Source organism: Labrys sp. (in: a-proteobacteria), from assembly GCF_047605565.1.
In the GTDB taxonomy this organism is placed as follows: Bacteria; Pseudomonadota; Alphaproteobacteria; order Rhizobiales; family Labraceae; genus Labrys; species Labrys neptuniae.
In genome coordinates, this window is record NZ_JASGFM010000011.1 from 145,461 (window position 1) to 165,948 (window position 20,488).

The following is a 20,488-nucleotide window of genomic DNA, read 5'->3' on the forward strand; positions in this document are numbered from 1 at the left end:
AAGACAGGAGAGTTCGGATGAGACTGACAGCGTTATCCGCGGTCGCGGGGCTTCTTGCCGCCGCCCTGCCCCTGGCAAGCACCACGGCATCGGCCGAGGAGCTGACGGTGATCACGGCGGGTGACCAGAACATGGTCGACTACGTCAATAATTTCCTGGCCCCGGCCTTCGAAAAGCAGAATCCCGGCACCACGGTGCGCGTGGTCGGCACCGGCCCCGGCGATGCCGGGTCGCAGAAGATCGTCGAGCGCCTCGATGCCCAGAAGAAGGCCGGCAAGGAGGTCTATGACGTCGATGTCGCCGTCATCCACGAGAAGGTGGCGGGCAAGCTGGTCCAGGACGGGCTGCTCGACAAATATCGCGGCAATATCGATACCGGCAAGCTGGTCACGCGGGGCAACGCTAGGCTGGCACTTGGGGCCGATGTCGACGGCTATGTCATGCCGATGTTCAACAGCCAGACCGCCATCGCCTACAATCCGGACCTGGTATCCAATCCGCCGAAGACCTTCGACGAACTGGTGGCCTGGACCGAGAAGAACCCCAAGCAGTTCGGCTATAACGGCATCAAGGGCGGCGCCTCCGGCGTCTCCTTCGTGATCAGCTGGATCTACAATTATGCCGGCGACGCCAAGGTCCTGCAGGAAGGTCCCTATGACGCCAATGAAAAGACCAAATGGGACGACGCCTTCGCCAAGCTCAAGGCCTTCAACAAGAATGTCGCGCTGACCCCCGGCAATGCCGGCACGCTCGACATGCTCAGCCGCGGCGAGATCGCCATGGGCGCGGTATGGGTCGACATGTTCTATTCCTGGAAGGCCAATGGCCAGCTGCCGCCGACCATGAAGCTGGTGCTGCCGGCGCCCGGCATGCCCGGCCAACCGATGCATTACGTCATCCCCGGCAAGACCGCCCACAAGGCCCTGGCGGAGAAGTTCGTCGCGCTCGCCACCAGTCCCGAGGTCCAGGCCAACGGTATCGTCAAGCAGTTCAACTGGTATCCGGGCATCGACGCCAAATATGTCCAGGACAAGCTCGACCCGGCGATCTGGCAGAAGCTGTTCACCGACATCTCGCCCGACGACCTCGCCAAATATGGCAAGTCCTTCCCGATCGGGCCTTACTATGCCGACCTGCTCGAAGCCTATGAGAAGAAGGTGGCGGAGTAGGAGGCTTTTTTCTTCAGCGAAGCTGGGGAGGGCGGTGTTGCCCCTCACCCTTACCCTCTCCCCGTAAGGACGGGGCGAGGGGCGCCGAGCGTTGCGCCTCGCTGCGAGAGGTCGCGCCAGCGGAATAAAGCTCCACATCAAGGTCCCCCTCGCCCCGTCCTTACGGGGAGAGGGTAAGGGTGAGGGGCCGCACAGATCCTGCGGAACCAGCCTTTCTTCAACCCAACCGATCATCAACCATGCCGAGCACAAACACCTCTCCCCGTACCTCCCTCGCCGGCCTGATGCTGGTGGCGCCGGCGCTTGCGGTGGTGATCTTGCTGTTCGTCGTGCCGCTGGCAAGCTCGGTCACCGGATCCTTCGCCACGCCGGAGGGGCCGGGGTTCGGCAATTTCCGCAAGGCCTTCGAGCTTTACTGGACCGACATGGTCTTTTCGGCGGTGATCATCCTGATCTCCACCGCGCTGATCGTGCTGATCGCCGTCGCCATCGCCGGCTATCTCACGCTCGGCAACAACCCTCTGGCGGTTGCGGCCTTGCGCTGGCTCTATCGCTGGCCGCTCTTCGTGCCCTTCATCGTGGTTGGCCAGATCCTGCGGACCTTCCTCGCCAAGAACGGGCTGATGAACAGCCTCCTGGTGAATGCGGACCTGCTGTCGCCGCTGCAGGCTGTCAGCTTCCTCGACTGGCGGGGCATCGTCATCGCCTTCGTCTGGAAGCAGATGCCCTTCGTCACCCTGCTCACCGCCGGTGCCATGGCCTCGCTCGACCGCTCCACCATCGAGGCCGCCCGCAATCTCGGCGCCTCGCGTCTGCGCATCCTCCTGGAGATCGTGGTGCCGCAGGTGGCCTCCACGCTGCTGGTCGGGGCCGTGCTCAGCCTGGTGACGATGATGTCGGTGCTTTCCGTGCCACTGATGATCAACGCGCAATCGCCCACCATGATCACCGCCGACATGGCCTTCCGCATCAATTCCTATGGCGACTACGGCGTCGCCAATGCTCTCGGCCTGCTCTCGCTCGCCTTCACCGGGGCGGTGGCCTGGATCTATCTCAGACAGACCATGAAGGAGAATGCGCGATGAGCGATGCCGGTCACGCGCTTGCCGCCCGCAGCTGGCGAATCGACTGGCTGTGGATCCCGCGCGGCATCGGGCTCGGCCTGCTCGCCTTCGCCATCTTCGGCCCGCTCGCCAATCTCCTGCTGTGGACGGTGGCGGAGCGCTGGTATTTCCCGCATAGCCTGCCGCTGCAATATGGCTTTTCCTTCTGGCCGCGCGTATTCGCGCCGCGCGGCGATGCCCTGGCCTCGCTCGGCACCAGCGTTTCCATCGCGCTGCTCACCGTGGCGCTGTCCCTCGCCCTGGCGGTTCCCGCCGGCTATGCGCTCGCGCGGCTGAAACTGCCTTTCCGCGCCGGCATCCTGCTGCTGCTGCTCCTGCCTCAGGCCTTTCCGAACCTGCCCGTCTACGTCAACATCGCCCGCCTGTTCTACGAGATCGGCCTGAATGGCACGGTGCTCGGCGTCGTGCTCGTCCACACCACCCATGGTCTGGTCTATGCGGTGTGGATCGCCACGGCTTCCTTCTCCGCCGTGCCGGTGGATCTGGAGGAGGCCGCCCGCTCGATCGGCGCCAGCGGGCCGCGCGCCTTTCGCGACGTCGTGCTGCCGCTGGCCGCGCCCGGGCTGATGGCAAGTGCCATCTTCGTTTTCCTGGAATCATTGGACGAATTCACCGGCACCTATTTCGTCGGCGCGCCCGACATCAAGACCATGCCGCTGCTGCTCTATACCGCCAGCGCCGGCGGCAACTACCAGATCGCCTCGATCACGGCTCTGGTGCTGCTGGTGCCCTCCATCGCCTTCATGTTCGTGGTCGAGCGCTTCCTCAGCGCCGACGTGCTGGCCAAGGTCGGGCGCTGAGATGGCCGAGAACATGTATTCCGCCTGGCTGATGCCGGTGGCCGAGGACGAACTCATGCTCGCCGGCATCGTGGCCGAACTGGCGCAGACCTTCGGCACGCCGCGCTTCCAGCCGCATCTGACCCTCGTCGAGGACAGGCTCTGCGAGGAGGACGACCTTGCGCGCCAACTCACCACCGTCGCTGCCGGCATTGCGCCCTTCGCCGCCGATATCCAGGCGGTCGGTACCAGCGACCTGTTCTTCCGAGCCTTCTATGCCCGCTTCGAGCGGGTGGGGCCAGTGCTCGAACTGAAGCGGCGGGCCATCGCTTCGATCGCGGCTTCGGCGATCGAGAGTTTCATGCCGCATGTCTCGCTGGCCTACGGCGTGGAAGACGGGCCGCTCAAACAGGCCGCAGCCAGGGAGGTCGAGGCACATCTTACCGGGCGGGCCGTCCGTTTCGACCGCATCGCCGTGGTTCGGTCGGCACAAAGCATTCCGGTCGAGGATTGGACCGTCGGGGCCGTTATTCCGCTTGGTTGACGAGCTCATGGACAGGGCTGGCGCGGCTCGTCAACACGAGCTTTCCTCCTGGCCCCTGCCAAATCGTTGCAACAGCAAGGTTTGGTTTCGATCCCTCGGTGTTGAGGCATCTGATAACTATAATGAATTTCCTTATTTCTGACAGTGTCGGCACCAATAGGTCGAGCGTCCCGATTGCACCAGGCGCTCGATGGTGCCGCGGCAGTCCGGTGTCGGGCAGGCCTCGCCCTCGCGGTCATAGACGCGGAAACGGTGCTGGAAATAGCCGAGCGAACCGTCGGTGTGCCTGTAATCCTTGAGGGTCGAGCCGCCGGCCTCGACCGCTTCGGCCAGCACCTCGCGGATCACGTCGGAGAGGCGTTCGGCCTGCCCGTCGGCCAGCGTGCCAGCGGCCCGCTCGGGCGCGAGGCCCGCACGATGCAGCGCTTCGCAGACATAGATGTTGCCGAGCCCGGCGATCAGGCCCTGGTCGAGCAAGGCGGCCTTGAGCGGCGCCAGCTTGCCGGCGAACAGGCGGGCGATCGTCTCCCCGCTCAATTCGTTGCCGAGCGGCTCGATGCCCATGGCCTTGAAATGGCGCGAGGTTTCCAGTCCGGTCCGCGGCACCAGATCCATGAAGCCGAAGCGGCGCACATCGTTATAGGTGATGGTGAAGCGGTTGGAGAGGCGGAAGACGACATGGTCGTGCTTGGCGTCCTCCTTGACCTCGTTGGCGAACTCGCCCGGTTCCGCCACGCCGCCATCCGGCGCCGTGATCAGGAAGCGGCCGGTCATGCCCAGATGCATCACCAGTACGTCGCCGGAGGACAGGTCCGCCAGGAGATATTTGGCGCGGCGCCCCATGGAGAGGATGGTCTGGCCGGTAAGGCGGCGGGCGAAACCGGCGGGCAGGGGAAAGCGCAGATCCGGCCGCCGCGCCTCGATCTCGACGAAACGGGCACCGGTCATGGCCGGCTCAAGGCCGCGGCGGACGGTTTCGACTTCGGGTAGTTCGGGCATGATTCCTCCGGCGCGGACTGCCGGCCAGAGATAGGACGAAGGGGAGGCGTTTTCCAGCCAAGCATTCAGCAGGGCGCCCGGCGTCGTTGAAACGGACCATTGAATGGACTAAATAGGATGTCGACCAAACATTCCTGCGAGGACAGCGTCATGCGGATCTCGGTGACCGAGGCGAAGGGACAGCTCACGGACCTTGTTCGCCGCGCACAGGCGGGGGATGAGGTCATTCTGACGCGACATGGTCATGCGGCGGTCCAGCTGGTGCCGGTCAAGCCCCTTGTAGACGCCAAATCCCGCAAGGCGGTGATCGCCGCGGTCCGCCTCAGCGCGGCGGCGAAGGCGACGGCCGGTGCGGATGCTGCCCGTAGCCAGGATTTCCTCTATGACGAGAATGGCTTGCCCCGATGATGGCCGTCGACACCTCGGCCTTGATGGCGATCGTGCTGAATGAACCGCAGGCCGATGACTGCGCGGTCACGCTCGAAACCGAAGATCGCCTACTGATCTCGGCCGGCACGGTGGCAGAGATCCTGATCGTGGCCGGATGCAGGAATGTCCGGGACGAGGTCGATCGCCTGATCGAGGGACTCGGCTTCGAGATCGTCAGCGTAACCTCGGCGTCGGCGCGGCGCATTGCATTGGCCTACGACAAGTGGGGAAAGGGGATACATCCGGCGGGGCTGAACTATGGCGATTGCTTCGCCTATGATGTCGCGAAGGAGTATGGCTGCCGGTTGCTCTATGTCGGGGACGATTTCGCCCGAACGGACATTCAGGGCGTCTTGTGAGCATGAGCTGGAGAAGTGGCGATGTCGTGCCGCATTCTCCTTCCCCCGTCTCGGTTTTGTGCTCTATAGAGGCAGCGACCTTATCCGGAGTTCACCCGATGACCGCCAGCACCGACACTCATTTCGGCTTTTCCACCGTGCGGCTGGAGGAAAAGCAGGGGCTGGTCGACGATGTCTTCCACAAGGTGGCCGCGCGCTACGACCTGATGAACGACCTGATGTCGGGCGGGCTGCATCGGCTTTGGAAGGACGACCTGGTCAACAAACTCAACCCGCCGCGCCAGCGGCCCTTCCGCCATCTCGACGTGGCCGGCGGCACCGGCGACGTTGCCTTCCGCATCGTGAAGGCCGGCGGTGCCGATACGCATGTCACCGTGCTCGACATCAACGGTTCGATGCTGGAAGTCGGCCGCCAGCGCGGCGAGGAGCGCGGCCTGGCCGGCCAGCTCGATTTCGTCGAGGCCAATGCCGAGGAACTGCCTTTCGAGACGGGCAGCTTCGATGGCTACACCATCGCCTTCGGCATCCGCAACGTGCCGCGCATCGACAAGGCGCTGGCCGAAGCCTATCGCGTGCTCAAGCGCGGCGGGCGCTTCCTGTGCCTGGAATTCTCCACCGTCGATCTTCCCGGTCTCGACAAGATCTACGATCTCTATTCCTTCAACCTGATTCCGCCGATCGGCCGCATGGTCACCGGCGATGCCGAGCCCTATCGCTATTTGGTCGAGTCGATCCGCAACTTCCCCAAGCCCGCAGCCTTCTCGGCCATGATCCGGGAAGCCGGCTTCTCGCAAGTCAGCCACCGTTCGCTCACCGGCAACATCGTCGCTATCCATTCGGGCTGGAAGCTGTAGCCGGAAGCACCTGCGATCTTGGGAGCACGTCATTTGCCCGAAATTAATGCTTGTCCGCTGCGATTTTCGGTTGGCGAAGCAGGGTCCTTCGTTGTTCGATAGGCACAATCGAACAATGTGGGGGCGGGTTTGGCTGGAGCGGTCGATCTCTCGGCTTTGAAGGATGCTTTGGTGGTGCTCGGTACCGCCGGCGTCGTGGTGCCGCTCGTGCGCCGCCTGCATGTCAGCCCGGTCATCGGCTTTCTGGCCGCCGGGGCCGTGATGGGCCCGACCGGCGTCGGCGCCCTTTCTTCCTATGTGCCCTATATCGACTGGATCGCCATCAGCGAGCGCGAGACCATCGCGCGCATCGCGGAATTCGGCGTGGTGTTCCTGCTCTTCGTCATCGGGCTGGAGCTCTCGCTCGCCCGCCTGATGACCATGCGCCGCCTGGTTTTCGGCCTCGGGGGCCTGCAGGTGGTGGTATCAACCATCGTTGTCGCCCTGCTCGCCCGGCTCGTGCTGCCATCCGAGGCGGCGCTGGTGGTCGCTGCAGGTCTGGCGCTGTCGTCCACGGCGATCGTGGTGGAGGTGCTGGCCGGGCAGAAACGCATGGCCTCGGCGACGGGGCGCGTCAATTTCGCCGTGCTGCTCCTGCAGGATCTGGCCGTGGTGCCCGTGCTGTTCCTGGTCGGGACTATGGGCGGGCATTCCGACCGCTCCGTGCTGGTCGGCCTCGGCTATGCCCTCGGCCTGGCGGTGCTGACCATTGCCGCCATCGTGGTCGCCGGGCATTTCCTGCTGCGGCCTTTGTTCCGCCTAGTCGCCAATCCGGAAAATCCGGAACTCTTCATCGCCGCCACCCTGTTCGTGGCGATCGGGGCCGGCGTCGCAGCGGCGAGCGAGGGACTGTCCATGGCCCTCGGCGCCTTCATCGCCGGGTTGCTGCTGGCCGAGACCGAATATCGCCGCGCCATCGAGGCGACGATCGAGCCCTTCAAGAGCCTGCTGCTCGGCGTGTTCTTCTTCACCGTCGGCATGAGCGTCGATCTCGGCGTGGTGGTCCGCTACCCACTGCTGATCGTGAGTGCCGTGCTGGCACTGGTGCTGGTCAAGGGCCTGTTGATCTTCGGCCTCTGCCGTCTTTACCGAGTGCCCAAGGCCGTCTCGATCGAAACCGCCTTCCTGCTCGCCTCGGCCGGCGAGTTCGCCTTCGTGGTGTTCACGCTCGCCACCCAGCTTTCCATCCTCACGCCGGAGCAGTCGGCGCTGGTGGTGGCCATCGCGTCTCTTTCGATGGCCTCGATCCCCCTGCTGGGCGTGCTTGGCCGGCGCATCGCCAAGCGCTACGAACTGGCCGTGCCGGTGGAAGCGGCCGCGCTGGAAGGCCCGCCGGAGGACAAGCAGCGCCGTGCCATCGTGGTCGGCTATGGCCGCGTCGGCCGCCTGGTGGCCGAAATGCTCGCCGAGCACAAGATCGCCTATCTCGCCGTGGATGCGAATGCCAAGGCCGTGGCGCGCTGGCGCGAGGACAAGAAGCCGGTCTATTGGGGCGATGCCACCAACGCCGCCTTCCTGGAACGCTGCGGCCTTGCCGAGGCCTCGGCCCTGGTCGTGACCATCGACCAGCCGCGCCAGATCGAGGCCGTGGTCACCACCGCGCGGGCGCTGCGGCCGGATCTCGTCATCGTGGCGCGCTCGCGCGATGCCGATCACGCCAGCAAGCTCTATGCGCTGGGCGTCACCGATGCCGTGCCCGAGACCATCGAGGCGAGCCTGCAACTGTCCGAAGCAGCCCTCGCCGGTCTCGGCGTGCCGGCCGGCCCGGTGATCGCCTCCATCCATGAGCGGCGCGATGTCTTCCGCCGCGAACTGCAGACGGCGGCCGGCCGCGAGACTCACGCCGTCAAGCCCAAGCGCGGCCGGCGTTCGGCGGCCACACCGTCATAGATCCGGCCACAGCGCCCCGCCGATCGGGGGACGGGTCTTCAGACCCGCCAAGTCTGCAGACCCGCAAGTCCCGTCGGTGGCGGTCACGGGCTGGTCTGAAGACCAGCCCCCCAAACATCCTCACCCCTTCAGGAATTCGGCGAATTTCCCGGCATAATCGGGGTGCCAGCGCGACAGAGGCGGACGGTTCTCGATGATGTCGCCGACGGCCCAGGCGATGCGGCGTTCGTCGAGCGAGCGCGGCACCTCGTTGTCGGGGCAGAGGATATAGAAATCGCCGGCTTCCAGGCGTCCCAGCATGAAATCCACGGTCTGCTCCGGCGTCCAGGCCCCGGCCGGCTTGTCGGTGCGGCCCTTGGCGGCGAGCGGGGTGAAGACGAAGCCGGGGATCAGTAGATGGGCGGATATCCGGCAGCCCTCGGTGTTGCGCAATTCGTGCTGCAGGGCTTCGGTGAAGGCCTTCACCGCCGCCTTCGAGACATTGTAGGCGGGATCGCCGGGCGGCGTGGTGATGCCCTGCTTGGAGCCGGTGTTGATGATGAGGCCAGGGCGTCCGCGCGCGATCATGCCGGGCGCGAAGATCTGGGTGCCCTGGATCACGCCCTTGAGGTTGACGGAGAAGATGCGCTCCCAGGTCTGGTCCTCCCGGGCATCGAACAGTTTCGAGCCTGGCTGGATGCCGGCATTGTTCATCAGCACATCCGTGCCGCCGAAGCGCTCATTCACCTGCCGCTGCAGGTCGAGCAGGGCCTCGACGTCGCTGACATCGGCGGCGGAGGCGAGCACGGCCTGCCGCCCGTCCGGCGCAGCTGCCGCGATCTTCTCGGCGGCTGCCGCAAGCTTCTCTTCGCCGAGATCGGCGATGGCGACCTTGAGGCCGAAGGAGGCAAACTTGACGGCCGCGGCGAGACCGATGCCGCTGGCGCCGCCCGTCACGACGGCGACCGAGCCGGGAACGAGTGCTGGATGAGACATGGCGGTGCTTCCTTGCAATGCCGACGGGGAGGGCGACCGGGCATCGCCCACAGCGGAAAGATCATGCGCTGATAGCGAAAATTCGGCGCGAACGCCATCGCGCCGGACGAAAGCCCGCAGCTCGTCAGAAGGTCTCGGCGAGTCGGAGGCCTTGGGTCAGGCAGTCTTGCCGAAGGAGGCGATCACCCCCTCTGCCATGCGCACGAAGCGGGCGCTCGGGCCTTCCGGGCCGGCGCTCTGGCGGCTGACGCGGGCGCCTTCCAGCAGGAGATGCAGCGTATCGGCGACCAGATCAGGCTGGTCGAGGCCCGCCTCCCGGCAGAGCAGGGCCAGGCGGTCGCGATGCCTCTTCTTGAACTCTTCGACCAGGCGCCGGGCCGGATGGTCCTCGCCCGAGAGCTCGACGGCCGCATTGGCGAATTCGCAGCCCCGGTTGTCGGCCTCGATATAGTCGGCGCATTTGCCGACCCAGGACAGCAACTGGGCGTGGGCATCGCCCGGATGCTCGGCCTCGAGCTGGGCCCAGCGCGCCTGGTTGTCGATCTCCGCCGCCCGCAGGCATTCGACGATGAGATCGTCCTTCGAGCCGAAATGACGGTAGAGCGTCATCTTGTTGGTGCCGGCGACCTTGGCGATGGTGTCGACGCCGATGGTGTTGATGCCATGTCGGTGGAAGAGGTCGCGCGCAGTGACGACGATGCGGTCTCGCGGACGCTGTCCGGGGCAGCAGAGTGACTCTTCGCTTTGTTCCAAAATTTTCTGGCTCATGGCTTGACCAAACTGTTACCGACCTGTAACAGTGTCGCTGTTACTGATCGGTAACAGCTTGGTAAGGCGTCGTCAAGGCCGTTTCGTCATCGCACTGCGATCCAGCCTTGTTAGAGAGACAATTCACCCGAGCGTCTTGTGATTTGATTGAATCTCTTCAAATCGCAAAGGCGCGTCGAACCAGAGAGCTAGAGCAAAGCACGGTCACGCCTGAACGCGCTTTGCTCTGGCAAACGACACATCGTCAAACGGATTCGGCGGAGCATGGACCCATGTTTCCGCGCTGGAGGAGTCATGGCTCAGCAAGGCTGCAATATGACCATCGATCAGTTGCTGAACGATCCGCTGACGCTTGCCCTCATGCGGGCCGACAGGGTCGATCCGGTTTCATTGAGGACGATGCTCACCGGTCAGGCCCGCCGTCTCGCCGAAGCGCAGGACATGCCGCCGATCCTCCTGACATTTTCTGACACCGTCATGCCACATGGTGGCATCCAAGGCGGCTGACGCAGAGCTTCACCATGGTCAATTATTTCATTCAACGTCCGATCTTCGCCTCGGCCATCGCCATCATCATGGTGCTGGCGGGGGCGATTGCCTATTTCCTGCTGCCGGTCGCCCAGTTTCCCAACATCACGCCGCCCCAGATCCAGGTCAGCGCCTCCTATCCCGGCGCCAGCTCGCAGGTCGTCGCCGATACGGTGACCACGCCGCTCGAGCAGCAGATCAACGGCGTGCCGGGCATGATCTACATGTCCTCGGCCAGCTCCAATGACGGTTCCTCCAACATCACTGTCACCTTCGATGTCGGCTATCCGCTGAACATCGCGGCGATGGACGTGCAGAACCGCGTGGCTCAGGCGGCCTCCTCGTTGCCGGCGATCGTCAACCAGTCCGGTGTCTCGGTCACCAAGGCCAATCCCAACTTCGTGCTGATCGTCGACCTGACCTCGCCCGACAATTCGGTCGATTCGGTCGCGCTCAGCAACTACGCCTATCTGCAGATCGTCGATCCCCTGAAGCGCCTGCCGGGCGTCGGCGACGTCAGGATCTTCGGCGAGCGGCGCTATTCCATGCGCATCTGGCTCGATCCCGACAAGCTTGCCAATCTCGGCATCACCGCCGTCGACGTACAGAACGCCGTCGCCGAGCAGAACGTGCAGGTTGCGGCCGGCAAGATCGGCCAGAACCCGGCTCCGGCGGGCACCGCCTTCGAAATGCAGGTCAACGCCACCGGCCGCCTCAGCGATCCGGAGGAGTTCGGCAACATCGTCGTCCGCGCCAATCCGGCCGGCGGTTCGGTGGTGCGCCTGCGTGACGTCGCCCGCATCGAGCTCGGCTCGCTGCAATATTCGTCCTCGGCCTATCACGGCGAAAAGCCGATGGTGGTGCTCGGCGTCTTCCAGGCACCCGGCTCCAACTCGCTCAAGCTGAAGGAAGCCGTCGAAGCCAAGATGAAGGAGCTCTCGGCGCGATTCCCCAAGGGCATCGAATATTCGATGAAATACGACACGACCCGCTTCGTGTCGGCCGCGATGGAGGACGTCGTCAAGACGCTGGTCGAGGCGCTCATCCTCGTGGTCCTCGTCGTCTACATCTTCTTACAGAACTGGCGCACCGTGCTCATCCCGGTCATCGCCATCCCGGTATCGCTGATCGCGACCATGGTGGTGATGCTGGCCATGGGCTTCTCGCTCAACATGCTCTCGCTGCTCGGCATGGTGCTCGCCATCGGCCTCGTCGTCGACGACGCCATCGTGGTGGTGGAGAACGTCGAACGACAGCTCGAGGCGGGACATCCCCCGCTGCAGGCGGCCAAGATCGCCATGAAGGAAGTCACCGGCCCGATCGTCGCCACCACGGCGGTGCTGATGGCGGTGTTCGTCCCCGTCGCCTTCATTCCCGGTGTCGCCGGCCAGCTCTACAACCAGTTCGCCCTGACCGTGGCGATCTCGGTCGGCATCTCGGCCTTCAATTCGCTGACCTTGAGCCCCGCCTTGTCGGCGGCCTTCCTCAGCCACAAGCCGGCCTCGCGCTTCTTCCTGTTCCGCTGGTTCAATGCCGGCTTCGACAGGCTGTCGCACGGCTATGCCGCCTCCGTGCGCGGCTTCATCAAGCTGCGCTGGCTGATGATGGGGGCCTTTGCCATCGTGCTGGCCGCCACCTACTGGATCTCGACACGGGTGCCCTCCACCTTCCTGCCTTCGGAAGACCAGGGCTATTTCTTCGTCGTCCTGCAATTGCCGGACGGTGCCTCGCTCGAACGCACCGATGCCGCCGCCAAGCAGGTGCGCCAGATCCTGATGGCCGAGCCCGGGGTCGAGGACATCATGTCGATCTCCGGCCTGAACTTCCTCACCAATGCCCAGCAGTCGAGCGCCGCGGTCGAATTCGCCATCCTCAAGCCTTGGGATGAGCGCGGCCCCGGCCTCAGCGCCACCGATATCGTCAACAAGGTGCGCCCGAAGCTGTTCGGCATTGCCGATGGTTTCGTGCTGGCCTTCGAGCCGCCCTCCATCCAGGGCCTCGGCACCACCGGCGGCTTCGAATTCCAGATCGAGGATCTGAACGGACGCGGCCCCTTCGCGGTCAACGAGGCGGCGCAGGCCCTGCTTGCCGAGGCGCGCAAGCAGCCTGAGCTCAATCCGCAGACCCTGTTCACCACCTTCTCGACCTCGACGCCGCAGTTCAACTACGACCTCGACCGCAACAAGGCCAAGCTCCTGGGCTTGAACCTGCCTGATATCTTCAACACCCTGCAGATCTATCTCGGCTCGCTCTATGTGAACGACTTCAACCAGTTCGGGCGAACCTTCCGCGTCACGCTGCAGGCCGACAAGGATTCGCGGGCCGATCCCGGCGACATCAGCCGCCTCTATGTCCGCAACGCCACCGGCAACATGGTGCCCCTGTCGACCCTGGGATCGCTGAAGCCGATCGTCGGGCCGGAGACGGTCACCCATTACAACAATTACGGCGCCGCCCTGATCAATGGCGCCGCCGCGCCGGGCTATTCCTCGGGACAGGCCATCGAGGCGATGCAGAGGGTCGCAGCCCAAACCCTGCCGAACGGCTTCAACTATGAATGGACCGGCATCACCTTCCAGGAGCTCAAGGCCGGCTCGATCGCAGCGGCGGTGTTCGCCCTGGCCATCGTGTTCGTCTTCCTGATCCTGGCCGCGCAATATGAGAGCTGGTCCATGCCGTTCATGGTCCTGCTCGCGGTGCCGCTCGGCCTGTTCGGTGCGCTGCTCGCCATCTGGCTGCGCAGCATGCAGCTCGATGTCTATTCGCAGATCGGCTTCGTCATGCTGATCGGCCTCGCCGCCAAGAACGCCATCCTGATCGTGGAGTTCGCCAAGCATCTGCGCGAGCAGGGCCATGGCATCGTCGAGGCGGCGATGGAAGCCGGCCGGCTGCGCCTGCGCCCGATCCTGATGACGGCCTTCGCCTTCATCCTGGGCGTGGTGCCGCTGGTGAAGGCGACCGGGGCCGGTGCGGCCAGCCGCCAGTCGCTTGGTACCGCGGTGTTTGGCGGCATGCTGGTGGCCACCGTGCTGACGCTGGTCTTCGTGCCGGTGTTCTACGCCATCATCGAGCGCTGGCGCGAGCGCCGGCTCTCCGCCAGGAAAGATTCACACCATACCGACAGTACGCCTGAGGAGTCCGAGGAGGCCGTGCCGCCCCGGATCCAGGCCGCCGAATAAGGGGATACCGATGCGTATCTGGAAAATCGCCACCGCCATCGTCGTGGTCGCCGCCGCCGGCGGGGGCTACTACCTCAAGGACAAGCCGCATCTTCTCGCTGCCGGTCAGGAACTCCTGGCCGGGGTGCTGAGCAAGCCGGCCTCGGCCAATCCTGCACCGGCCATGCAGGCCATGCCGGTGCCGGTGGCCTCCGTGGTCAAGAAGTCGATTCCGCTCTTCCTCAACTACCCGGCTCGCACGGAATCGATCCGCAGCATCGCCCTGCAGGCCAAGGTCTCGGGCTATATGCTCGACCAGGCCGTACCTGACGGCACCGATGTGAAGCAGGGTGACGTCCTCTATCGCATCGACGCGCGCGACTATCAGGCCGCGCTGGCGCAGGTGAAGGCCCAGGCCGAGCGCGATACCGCCGCGCTCGACTATGCCAAGACCAGCCTCACCCGCGGCAACGACCTCACCAAGACGGGCTTCCTGTCGAAGGATCTGTTCGACCAGCGCACCAGCGCGGTCAAGCAGGGCGAGGCGACCCTCCTTGCCGACAAGGCGGCGATCCAGGCGGCGGAACTCAATCTCGATTATACCGAGATCAAGGCTCCCTTCGACGGACGCATAGGCCGCAACCAGGCCGCGGCCGGCACGCTCGTCAGCCCTGGCGGCACGGTGCTCAACACGCTGGTGCAGCTCAGCCCGATCTATGTGACCTTTACGCCGACGGAAGCCGAACTCACCCAGATCCTCAAGGCCAAGGCAGCCGGCAAGGTGCTGGCCGATATCATCGTGCCCGGCCAGAACGAGGCGAGCCATCAGGGCGAGCTCACCTTCCTGGACAATGTCGTCGACCGTGCCACCGGTACCATCACCGCCCGGGCCACCACGGCCAATGCCGATCGCAGCCTGTTGCCGGGGCAATATGTCAATCTGCGCCTGAGCGTCGGCGAGCGGCCCGATACGCTGCTGGTGCCGCAGGCAGCCCTCGGTTCGAGCCAGCTCGGCAAATATGTCTATGTGGTCGGCGAGGGCAGCAAGGTCGAGATGCGTCTGGTCGAGCTTGGTCCCGCGCAGGGACCGCTCATCGCGGTGACCAAGGGGGTCAAGGAAACCGACCAGATCATCGTCGGCAATGTCCAGAAGATCTTCCCCGGCGTGCCGGTGCAGCCCCTGCCGCAGAAGGCGGGAGCCTAGGACATCCCTAGAGCAAAGCGCGTTCGAGTGTGAACGCTTGTTTGCTCTAGCTCCTTGTTCCGACGCGTCTTTGCGATTCTCGGTGATTTCACCAAATCGCAAAACGCTTTTGCGCATGGCGGGCCTCCGCCTCGGTCCGTCGCAGCGCGGCTTGGCCGGCCCCGGACATCGTTCCAGGCCGGCCTTTTTTATTCGGGGCGCAGGGATTTCGCCGTGCAGCGGTGCCATTGATAGGCGGCCGCGTCGGGATCGTCCTTGCGGCCGAAGCACCAGCCGGTCTCGGCGAGTTGCCTGGTGAGGGCGTCGCGCTGATCGCAGGCATGCCGGGTGACGGGATCGTCGCCGCTGCCGCCTCGGCATTGGCTGTTCAGGGCTTTCCATTGAGCGATCGAAGCCTTGGCCTGCGCTGCCAAGGCCAGCTGTGGCGCAAGAATGAGGCCCATGAGCAGGAAGGCGGGCGCAGCAATTCTCATCCGTGCAACCTCCGATACCGTCAGCCATCAGAGATGGGGGAAGGTCGAAAAACAAGCTGTTTCATTGGAAACCTCCGCTCGGATTCGTATCCTTCGGTGCCGCCGGCTGGGCGCGATGGCCTGCATGGTGCCCGTCGCCGCGAACTGCACTCCGGGTCAGGCCGAGGGAATTTCCGGCAGCTTGGGAAGCTTGAGGCGCACGCCTCGTCCGCCCTCGCGGCTGACGGCATTGTCGCCGATCAGCTCGACGCCGGCGCGATCGAGCGCCTCGATCACTTTCGTCAACGTATCGACCACACCGCGAACATTGCCTTCGCTCGCCTCCATGCGCTGAACCGTCGGCAGGGAAACCCCCGATAGGTCGGCGAGCTGGCGCTGGTCGATGCCGAGCAGGGCACGGGCAGCGCGCATCTGGGCAGCGGTGATCATAGGCAGCCTCGCATTTGTCAAATACCAAATTTTAATATTGATGTTTAAAGCATCAATTAGGATGTTTAAGCCATCGATATCTGCAGTGCCCGGGCGCAGGAGAGGGCGGATCTCCCCGCTCACGGCCACCGCAACGCCCTATAGTCGAAGCAGTTTGCGATTTCACCGTCTCACCTCGAATCGCAAAGACGCATCGAAGCGAAGAGTTAGAGCAAAGCGGCGTTTTCGCCTAAATACGCTTTGCTCCGAGCGTGCCTTACCCCCTGGGAAAGGCCGCCAGTGCCAAAAAAATGCGGGTATGAGCGAGCGGCGCAGCCCGAATTCGCGTATCAGCAAAAAAGATCTGATTGCTAGTGGCTGACATCATGGCTGTTTTGTTGGGTATCGATACGGGCGGAACCTTCACCGACGCCGTCCTCTATGACGAGGGGAAGGGCGTTCTCGCTAAGGCCAAGTCGCTCACCACCCATCATGATCTGGCCATCGGTGTCGGCGGCGCCGTCGGCGCGGTGCTGTCTCAGTCCGACATTGCGCCTGCGCGCATCGCCCTGGTCTCGCTCTCCACCACGCTCGCCACCAACGCCATGGTGGAGGGTCAGGGTGGGCGCGTCGGCCTCGTCTATATCGGCTTCGATGCCGCCGATGCCGAGCGGCCGGATCTCAAGGCGGCCTTGAACGGCGATCCGGTCCTGCTGATTGCCGGCGGCCATGACGCCATGGGCCAGGTCCGTGCGCCGCTCGACGAGGCAGGCCTGGTCGAGCAGGCCCGCGCTTTGGCGCCGGGGCTGACCGGCTTTGCGGTGACCGGCCGCTTTGCCGTGCTCGACCCCAGCCATGAGATCGCGGCGCGCGAGATCCTGCGGCGCGAAACCGGCCTGCCGGTGACCTGCGGCCACGAGCTTTCAGCCAAGCTGGACGGGCCGAAGCGCGCGCTCACCTGCGTGCTCAATGCGCGCCTGATCCATCTCCTCGAGGCGCTGATCGCCGCGACCGAGGGGCGGCTCGCCGCGCTCGGCATCGCCGCGCCCTTGATGGTGGTGCGCGGCGACGGCTCGCTGGTGGCGGCCGAGGTCGCCAAGGCCAAGCCGATCGAGACGATCTTCTCCGGCCCGGCCGCTAGCGCGGTGGGCGGCGCCTTCCTGGCCGGCGCCCCGGACGCCCTGATTTCCGATATCGGCGGCACCACCACCGATGTCGTCGTGCTGCGCGGTGCCAGGCCTCGCATCGATCCGGCGGGGGCCCTAATCGGCGGCTTCCGCACCATGGTGGAGGCGATCGCAATCCGCACCTGCGGCCTCGGCGGCGATAGCGAGGTGGCGATCGAGCAACACGGCCTGGATACGTCGCTCAAGCTCGGTCCGCGCCGTGCCGTGCCGCTGTCCCTGCTTGCCGACAGCCATGCCGACCTCGTGCATTCGACGCTCGACCGGCAGCTCCGGGCCGATCTGCCCAACGACCTCTTCGGCCGCTTCGCCCTGCGCCTGCACCCGCCTTTGGCGGAACTGCCGGCGCTGGAGGCCGAGGTGCTGGCGCGGCTGGAGGCTGGGCCGATGGCCGCCGACAAGCTGATCAACAACCGGCGTGAACTCAATGCCCTGCAGCGCCTGGTCAACCGGCGCCTGGCCATCATGTCCGCGCTGACACCGTCCGACGCGGCCCATCAGCTCGGCCTGCATCACGCCTGGGACAAGCCGGCGGCCGAGAAGGGGCTGACCCTGTTCGCCAGGCGGCGCAACGCCATGGGGCTGCCCTATGCTGATGGCGCCGAGGACCTGGCACGGCGCATCATCGAGACCCTCACCCGCCGCTCCGCCGAGTTCCTGCTGGAATGCGCTTTGGCCGAGGACGGCTTCCGCGAGGCGGGCCTGTCGCGCCATGCCTTGGCGGTGGCGGCGCTCGACGGCCATAGCGGCCTCGTCAAGATCGGCCTGTCGCTGACGGCGCCGGTGGTCGGGCTCGGCGCCTCGGCCGCGACCTATTACGGCGATATCGCCGGCCTGGTCGGCGCGCCTTCGCTGGTGCCTGAACATGCCGAGGTCGCCAATGCCGTCGGTGCCGTGGTCGGCGGCGTGCATGTCTCGGCAGAGGTGAAGGTACTGCAACCGGTAGAGGGCATCTTCCGGGTGTTCACGCGGTCGGGCACGCGCGACATCCTCGATCTCGGTGAAGCGCTGGTCCATGCTGAGGAAGCGGCGCGGATCCAGGCGGAGAGCGATGCGCTGACCGCAGGTGCCGCCACCGTCGAGACCTCGGTGAGCGTGGACGAGAAGAAGATCCTGGCCGAGGGCCGCGAATTGTTCGTCGAGGCGCTGGTGACGGCCCGGGCCTCGGGCCGGCCGAGGATCAGCGCCTAGAAGCCCGGGACCGCCAGCATCCTGCTGGCTCTTCCTTCCTGCAGGCACAGCGGTTCCAGGAGCCAGCAGGATGCTGGCGGTCCCATCGGAGAGGTGGCGCGCCACATCTCTGCGCGATGTTGACGCATCGAATGGTAAATTCGTTTTCCAAAACGTTTTGGATGGCGATGAAAATCGCAACTGCGATTGACAGGGCAGGAAATTCCAGCGGAAGATGCCGTTAACCGCGTCGATGCCGGGGAGCGGCCTTTCGGGCTCCCCTTGTCGGAATGCATGCGGAGGGCGGAGCGAATGCCAGGAATGGGTAAGTCGGACCGCGTGCATCATGCGGATCTGGTCTATGCAACCTTGAATGACGGCACCTCGGGTGCCCAGTCCGCGGTCGCGGCCTCCTGGTCGCGCTCCCTCAGCCATTATGGTCTCGACCCCGACCACGCCCCTCCGCCCCTGCGCCTCGGCGACAGCGAATTCAAGGCGGCCTTGTCGCGCATGGAACTGCTGGTGCGGCTGTCGCAGGCAACCCTCGACCGCCTGTTCCAGGCGGTCGGCGAGGCCGGTTGCTGCGTATTGCTTACCGATGATGACGGCGTGCCGCTGGATCGGCGTGGCGTCGCGGGAGACGATGCCGATTTCGAGGCCCTCGGCCTGTGGACCGGCATGGTCTGGAGCGAGCAGAGCGAGGGCACCAACGGTGTCGGCACCTGCATCGCCGAAGGGCGGGCACTGACCATCCATCGCGACCAGCATTTCCTCACCCGCAATATCGGGCTGAGCTGCACGGTGGCGCCGATCTGGGACGCGAATGGCCGGCTGATGGGCACGCTCGATGTCTCGACCTGCCGTTCCGATCTGACGCCGGCCCTGCTCAAGCTGGTGGCGGCGGCGACACGGGACGCGGCCACCCGTATCGAGACCCAGCATTTCCGCGAGGCCTTCCGCCATGCGCGCATCCTGGTCGGTCCCGACGCCGGCAATGGTCCTGCCGGCCTGCTGGCCGTCGATCGGGAAGACCTCGTCATCGGGGCCAGCCGCGCGGCCCGCCTCGTCTACGGGCTGACGGACGACCATCTGCGCAACCCGTTTCCCGCCAGCGATCTCGTCGACGGTGAAACGGCGTTGCCCGGCGAGGGGTTGCTTGCCGGCGAGCGCTCCGCCGTGCGCCAGGCGCTGTCGCGCGCCAAGGGCAATGTCTCGGCCGCGGCCCGTCTGCTCGGCGTCAGCCGCGCCACCATGCATCGCAAGATCGCACGACTGGGTCTCGGGCGGGAGAGCTGAGGGGGCTGGTCTTCGGACCAGCCTGGAAAAGCAGCGTTTGCAGGAAGGCCCCGGCGGGTCTGAAGACCAGCTCCCCAAATCTGTCTCACCGATGAGACACATCGTCCCCGCCATCGTGCATCCCCATCCTGACAAGCCATCCCGTCACGCCCATCCTCCCAGCCAGACGACGCCAGTCCCAGAACCTCAATTGGCGCGCTGAAGGAGGAAATTGATGAACAAGCCCGAGATCGTCCGCTCGCCCGGAACGCTGTTCAAGCCCCGCTACGGCAATTTCATCGGCGGCCAATGGCAGGAGCCGCGCAGCGGCAAATATTTCGAGAACACCTCGCCCGTAAACGGCAGGGTCCTCTGCGAGATCGCTCGTTCCGATGCCGCTGACGTCGAAGCCGCCCTCGACGCGGCCCATGCCGCCAAGGACGCCTGGGGCCGCACCAGTGCGACGGAACGATCGCTGCTGCTGCTGCGCATCGCCCAGGTGGTCGAAGACAATCTGGAAACGCTCGCTCTGGCCGAGACCTGGGACAATGGCAAGCCGATCCGCGAGAGCACCGCCGCCGATTTGCCGCTCGGCGTCGACCATTTCCGTTATTTCGCCGGCGTGCTGCGTGCCCAGGAAGGCGGCATCTCCGAGATCGACCATGACACCGTCGCCTATCATTTCCATGAACCGCTCGGCGTCGTCGGCCAGATCATCCCCTGGAACTTCCCGCTGCTGATGGCGATATGGAAGCTCGCCCCCGCACTCGCCGCCGGCAATTGCGTGGTGATCAAGCCCGCCGAGCAGACCCCCGCCTCTATCCTGGTCCTGGCCGAACTGATCGGCGACATCCTGCCGCCCGGCGTACTCAACATCGTCAATGGTTTCGGATTGGAAGCCGGCAAACCTTTGGCCTCTTCCAATCGGATCGCCAAGATCGCCTTTACCGGTGAGACCACCACCGGCCGCCTCATCATGCAATATGCCAGCCAGAACCTGATCCCGGTGACGCTGGAGCTGGGCGGCAAGTCGCCCAACATCTTCTTCAAGGACGTCGCTGCCGAAGACGACGATTTCCTCGACAAGGCGATCGAGGGCTTCGTGATGTTCGCCCTCAACCAGGGCGAGGTCTGCACCTGCCCGAGCCGCGCGCTCGTG

The 20,488-nt window shown here is 65.0% G+C and carries 18 protein-coding genes and 1 pseudogene; 14 read left to right on the top strand and 5 right to left on the bottom strand.

Features of this window, described 5'->3' with window-relative positions:
• Positions 1-17: 17 nt before the first annotated feature.
• From QM672_RS12820 to QM672_RS12835, 4 genes are all read left to right on the top strand, one after another.
• The gene (locus QM672_RS12820; RefSeq protein WP_415082999.1) at positions 18-1,169 is read left to right on the top strand and encodes an extracellular solute-binding protein; all 1,152 of its coding nucleotides are present in this window, start codon (positions 18-20) and stop codon (positions 1,167-1,169) included.
• 239 nt (positions 1,170-1,408) lie between these two features.
• Positions 1,409-2,254, top strand: a complete 846-nt coding sequence (locus tag QM672_RS12825) for an ABC transporter permease (RefSeq protein ID WP_415083001.1) — start codon at positions 1,409-1,411, stop codon at positions 2,252-2,254.
• A complete protein-coding gene (locus tag QM672_RS12830) occupies positions 2,251-3,093 on the top strand; it encodes an ABC transporter permease (RefSeq protein WP_311939053.1) in 843 nt (280 codons plus the stop codon). The genes QM672_RS12825 and QM672_RS12830 overlap by 4 nt, the downstream gene beginning before the upstream one ends.
• A 1-nt stretch (position 3,094) precedes the next feature.
• Complete coding sequence (locus QM672_RS12835; RefSeq protein WP_415083004.1) at positions 3,095-3,616, top strand: 2'-5' RNA ligase family protein; 522 nt, start codon at positions 3,095-3,097, stop codon at positions 3,614-3,616.
• 132 nt (positions 3,617-3,748) lie between these two features.
• Here the strand turns inward: QM672_RS12835 and mutM are convergent, their stop codons facing one another.
• On the bottom strand, positions 3,749-4,615 hold the full coding sequence (gene mutM, locus QM672_RS12840; RefSeq protein ID WP_394312686.1) for a bifunctional DNA-formamidopyrimidine glycosylase/DNA-(apurinic or apyrimidinic site) lyase: 867 nt from the start codon (positions 4,613-4,615) through the stop codon (positions 3,749-3,751).
• Positions 4,616-4,765: 150 nt separating this feature from the next.
• On the opposite strand from mutM, the gene QM672_RS12845 reads away from it, so the two are divergent.
• The 4 genes from QM672_RS12845 (at position 4,766) to QM672_RS12860 (ending at position 8,186) form a co-directional block, all read left to right on the top strand.
• Positions 4,766-5,023: a type II toxin-antitoxin system prevent-host-death family antitoxin gene (locus QM672_RS12845; protein ID WP_311939178.1), complete on the top strand. Its 258-nt coding sequence runs from the start codon at positions 4,766-4,768 to the stop codon at positions 5,021-5,023.
• Positions 5,020-5,403, top strand: coding sequence for a type II toxin-antitoxin system VapC family toxin (locus tag QM672_RS12850; protein WP_415083006.1), 384 nt, complete (start codon positions 5,020-5,022; stop codon positions 5,401-5,403). Before QM672_RS12845 ends, QM672_RS12850 begins: the two co-directional genes overlap by 4 nt.
• Positions 5,404-5,501: 98 nt before the next feature.
• On the top strand, positions 5,502-6,257 hold the full coding sequence (gene ubiE, locus QM672_RS12855; protein ID WP_415083008.1) for a bifunctional demethylmenaquinone methyltransferase/2-methoxy-6-polyprenyl-1,4-benzoquinol methylase UbiE: 756 nt from the start codon (positions 5,502-5,504) through the stop codon (positions 6,255-6,257).
• A 129-nt stretch (positions 6,258-6,386) separates the two neighbouring features.
• Positions 6,387-8,186, top strand: coding sequence for a cation:proton antiporter (locus QM672_RS12860; protein WP_415083010.1), 1,800 nt, complete (start codon positions 6,387-6,389; stop codon positions 8,184-8,186).
• Positions 8,187-8,306: 120 nt separating this feature from the next.
• On the opposite strand, the gene QM672_RS12865 is transcribed toward QM672_RS12860, so the two are convergent.
• Complete coding sequence (locus QM672_RS12865) at positions 8,307-9,161, bottom strand: SDR family NAD(P)-dependent oxidoreductase (RefSeq protein WP_415083012.1); 855 nt, start codon at positions 9,159-9,161, stop codon at positions 8,307-8,309.
• Between the two features lie 156 nt (positions 9,162-9,317).
• Positions 9,318-9,929, bottom strand: a complete 612-nt coding sequence (locus tag QM672_RS12870) for a TetR/AcrR family transcriptional regulator (protein WP_311939069.1) — start codon at positions 9,927-9,929, stop codon at positions 9,318-9,320.
• Positions 9,930-10,223: 294 nt separating this feature from the next.
• Here QM672_RS12870 and QM672_RS12875 point away from each other — a divergent pair, with 294 nt between their 5' ends.
• The 3 genes from QM672_RS12875 to QM672_RS12885 are packed head-to-tail and all read left to right on the top strand — an operon-like array spanning position 10,224 to position 14,819.
• On the top strand, positions 10,224-10,436 hold the full coding sequence (locus tag QM672_RS12875) for a hypothetical protein (RefSeq protein ID WP_311939070.1): 213 nt from the start codon (positions 10,224-10,226) through the stop codon (positions 10,434-10,436).
• Positions 10,437-10,450: 14 nt separating this feature from the next.
• Complete coding sequence (locus QM672_RS12880; protein WP_415083015.1) at positions 10,451-13,636, top strand: efflux RND transporter permease subunit; 3,186 nt, start codon at positions 10,451-10,453, stop codon at positions 13,634-13,636.
• A gap of 10 nt (positions 13,637-13,646) precedes the next feature.
• Positions 13,647-14,819, top strand: a complete 1,173-nt coding sequence (locus QM672_RS12885) for an efflux RND transporter periplasmic adaptor subunit (protein WP_311939072.1) — start codon at positions 13,647-13,649, stop codon at positions 14,817-14,819.
• 188 nt (positions 14,820-15,007) lie between these two features.
• On the opposite strand, the gene QM672_RS12890 is transcribed toward QM672_RS12885, so the two are convergent.
• Together QM672_RS12890 and QM672_RS12895 are read right to left on the bottom strand one after the other, a co-directional pair.
• On the bottom strand, positions 15,008-15,292 hold the full coding sequence (locus QM672_RS12890; protein ID WP_394312678.1) for a hypothetical protein: 285 nt from the start codon (positions 15,290-15,292) through the stop codon (positions 15,008-15,010).
• Positions 15,293-15,448: 156 nt separating this feature from the next.
• Positions 15,449-15,721: a helix-turn-helix domain-containing protein gene (locus QM672_RS12895; RefSeq protein ID WP_149253249.1), complete on the bottom strand. Its 273-nt coding sequence runs from the start codon at positions 15,719-15,721 to the stop codon at positions 15,449-15,451.
• A gap of 365 nt (positions 15,722-16,086) precedes the next feature.
• Here QM672_RS12895 and QM672_RS12900 point away from each other — a divergent pair, with 365 nt between their 5' ends.
• From QM672_RS12900 to adh, 3 genes and pseudogenes are all read left to right on the top strand, one after another.
• The gene (locus QM672_RS12900) at positions 16,087-18,075 is read left to right on the top strand and encodes a hydantoinase/oxoprolinase N-terminal domain-containing protein (protein WP_415083018.1); all 1,989 of its coding nucleotides are present in this window, start codon (positions 16,087-16,089) and stop codon (positions 18,073-18,075) included.
• Positions 18,076-18,375: 300 nt separating this feature from the next.
• On the top strand, positions 18,376-19,350 hold the full coding sequence (locus tag QM672_RS12905; protein WP_415083020.1) for a GAF domain-containing protein: 975 nt from the start codon (positions 18,376-18,378) through the stop codon (positions 19,348-19,350).
• Positions 19,351-19,564: 214 nt separating this feature from the next.
• Positions 19,565-20,488 (top strand): annotated as a pseudogene (gene adh, locus QM672_RS12910) (aldehyde dehydrogenase); the annotation flags it as partial.

Excerpts from the sequence above, each read along its gene's own strand:
- QM672_RS12820 (WP_415082999.1), top strand. The coding sequence starts at position 18 with ATGAGACTGACAGCGTTATCCGCGGTCGCGGGGCTTCTTGCCGCCGCC.
- QM672_RS12825 (WP_415083001.1), top strand. The coding sequence starts at position 1,409 with ATGCCGAGCACAAACACCTCTCCCCGTACCTCCCTCGCCGGCCTGATG.
- QM672_RS12830 (WP_311939053.1), top strand. The coding sequence starts at position 2,251 with ATGAGCGATGCCGGTCACGCGCTTGCCGCCCGCAGCTGGCGAATCGAC.
- QM672_RS12835 (WP_415083004.1), top strand. The coding sequence starts at position 3,095 with ATGGCCGAGAACATGTATTCCGCCTGGCTGATGCCGGTGGCCGAGGAC.
- mutM (WP_394312686.1), bottom strand. The coding sequence starts at position 4,615 with ATGCCCGAACTACCCGAAGTCGAAACCGTCCGCCGCGGCCTTGAGCCG.
- QM672_RS12845 (WP_311939178.1), top strand. The coding sequence starts at position 4,766 with ATGCGGATCTCGGTGACCGAGGCGAAGGGACAGCTCACGGACCTTGTT.
- QM672_RS12850 (WP_415083006.1), top strand. The coding sequence starts at position 5,020 with ATGATGGCCGTCGACACCTCGGCCTTGATGGCGATCGTGCTGAATGAA.
- ubiE (WP_415083008.1), top strand. The coding sequence starts at position 5,502 with ATGACCGCCAGCACCGACACTCATTTCGGCTTTTCCACCGTGCGGCTG.
- QM672_RS12865 (WP_415083012.1), bottom strand. The coding sequence starts at position 9,161 with ATGTCTCATCCAGCACTCGTTCCCGGCTCGGTCGCCGTCGTGACGGGC.
- QM672_RS12870 (WP_311939069.1), bottom strand. The coding sequence starts at position 9,929 with ATGAGCCAGAAAATTTTGGAACAAAGCGAAGAGTCACTCTGCTGCCCC.
- QM672_RS12875 (WP_311939070.1), top strand. The coding sequence starts at position 10,224 with ATGGCTCAGCAAGGCTGCAATATGACCATCGATCAGTTGCTGAACGAT.
- QM672_RS12880 (WP_415083015.1), top strand. The coding sequence starts at position 10,451 with ATGGTCAATTATTTCATTCAACGTCCGATCTTCGCCTCGGCCATCGCC.
- QM672_RS12885 (WP_311939072.1), top strand. The coding sequence starts at position 13,647 with ATGCGTATCTGGAAAATCGCCACCGCCATCGTCGTGGTCGCCGCCGCC.
- QM672_RS12890 (WP_394312678.1), bottom strand. The coding sequence starts at position 15,292 with ATGAGAATTGCTGCGCCCGCCTTCCTGCTCATGGGCCTCATTCTTGCG.
- QM672_RS12895 (WP_149253249.1), bottom strand. The coding sequence starts at position 15,721 with ATGATCACCGCTGCCCAGATGCGCGCTGCCCGTGCCCTGCTCGGCATC.
- QM672_RS12900 (WP_415083018.1), top strand. The coding sequence starts at position 16,087 with ATGGCTGTTTTGTTGGGTATCGATACGGGCGGAACCTTCACCGACGCC.
- QM672_RS12905 (WP_415083020.1), top strand. The coding sequence starts at position 18,376 with ATGGGTAAGTCGGACCGCGTGCATCATGCGGATCTGGTCTATGCAACC.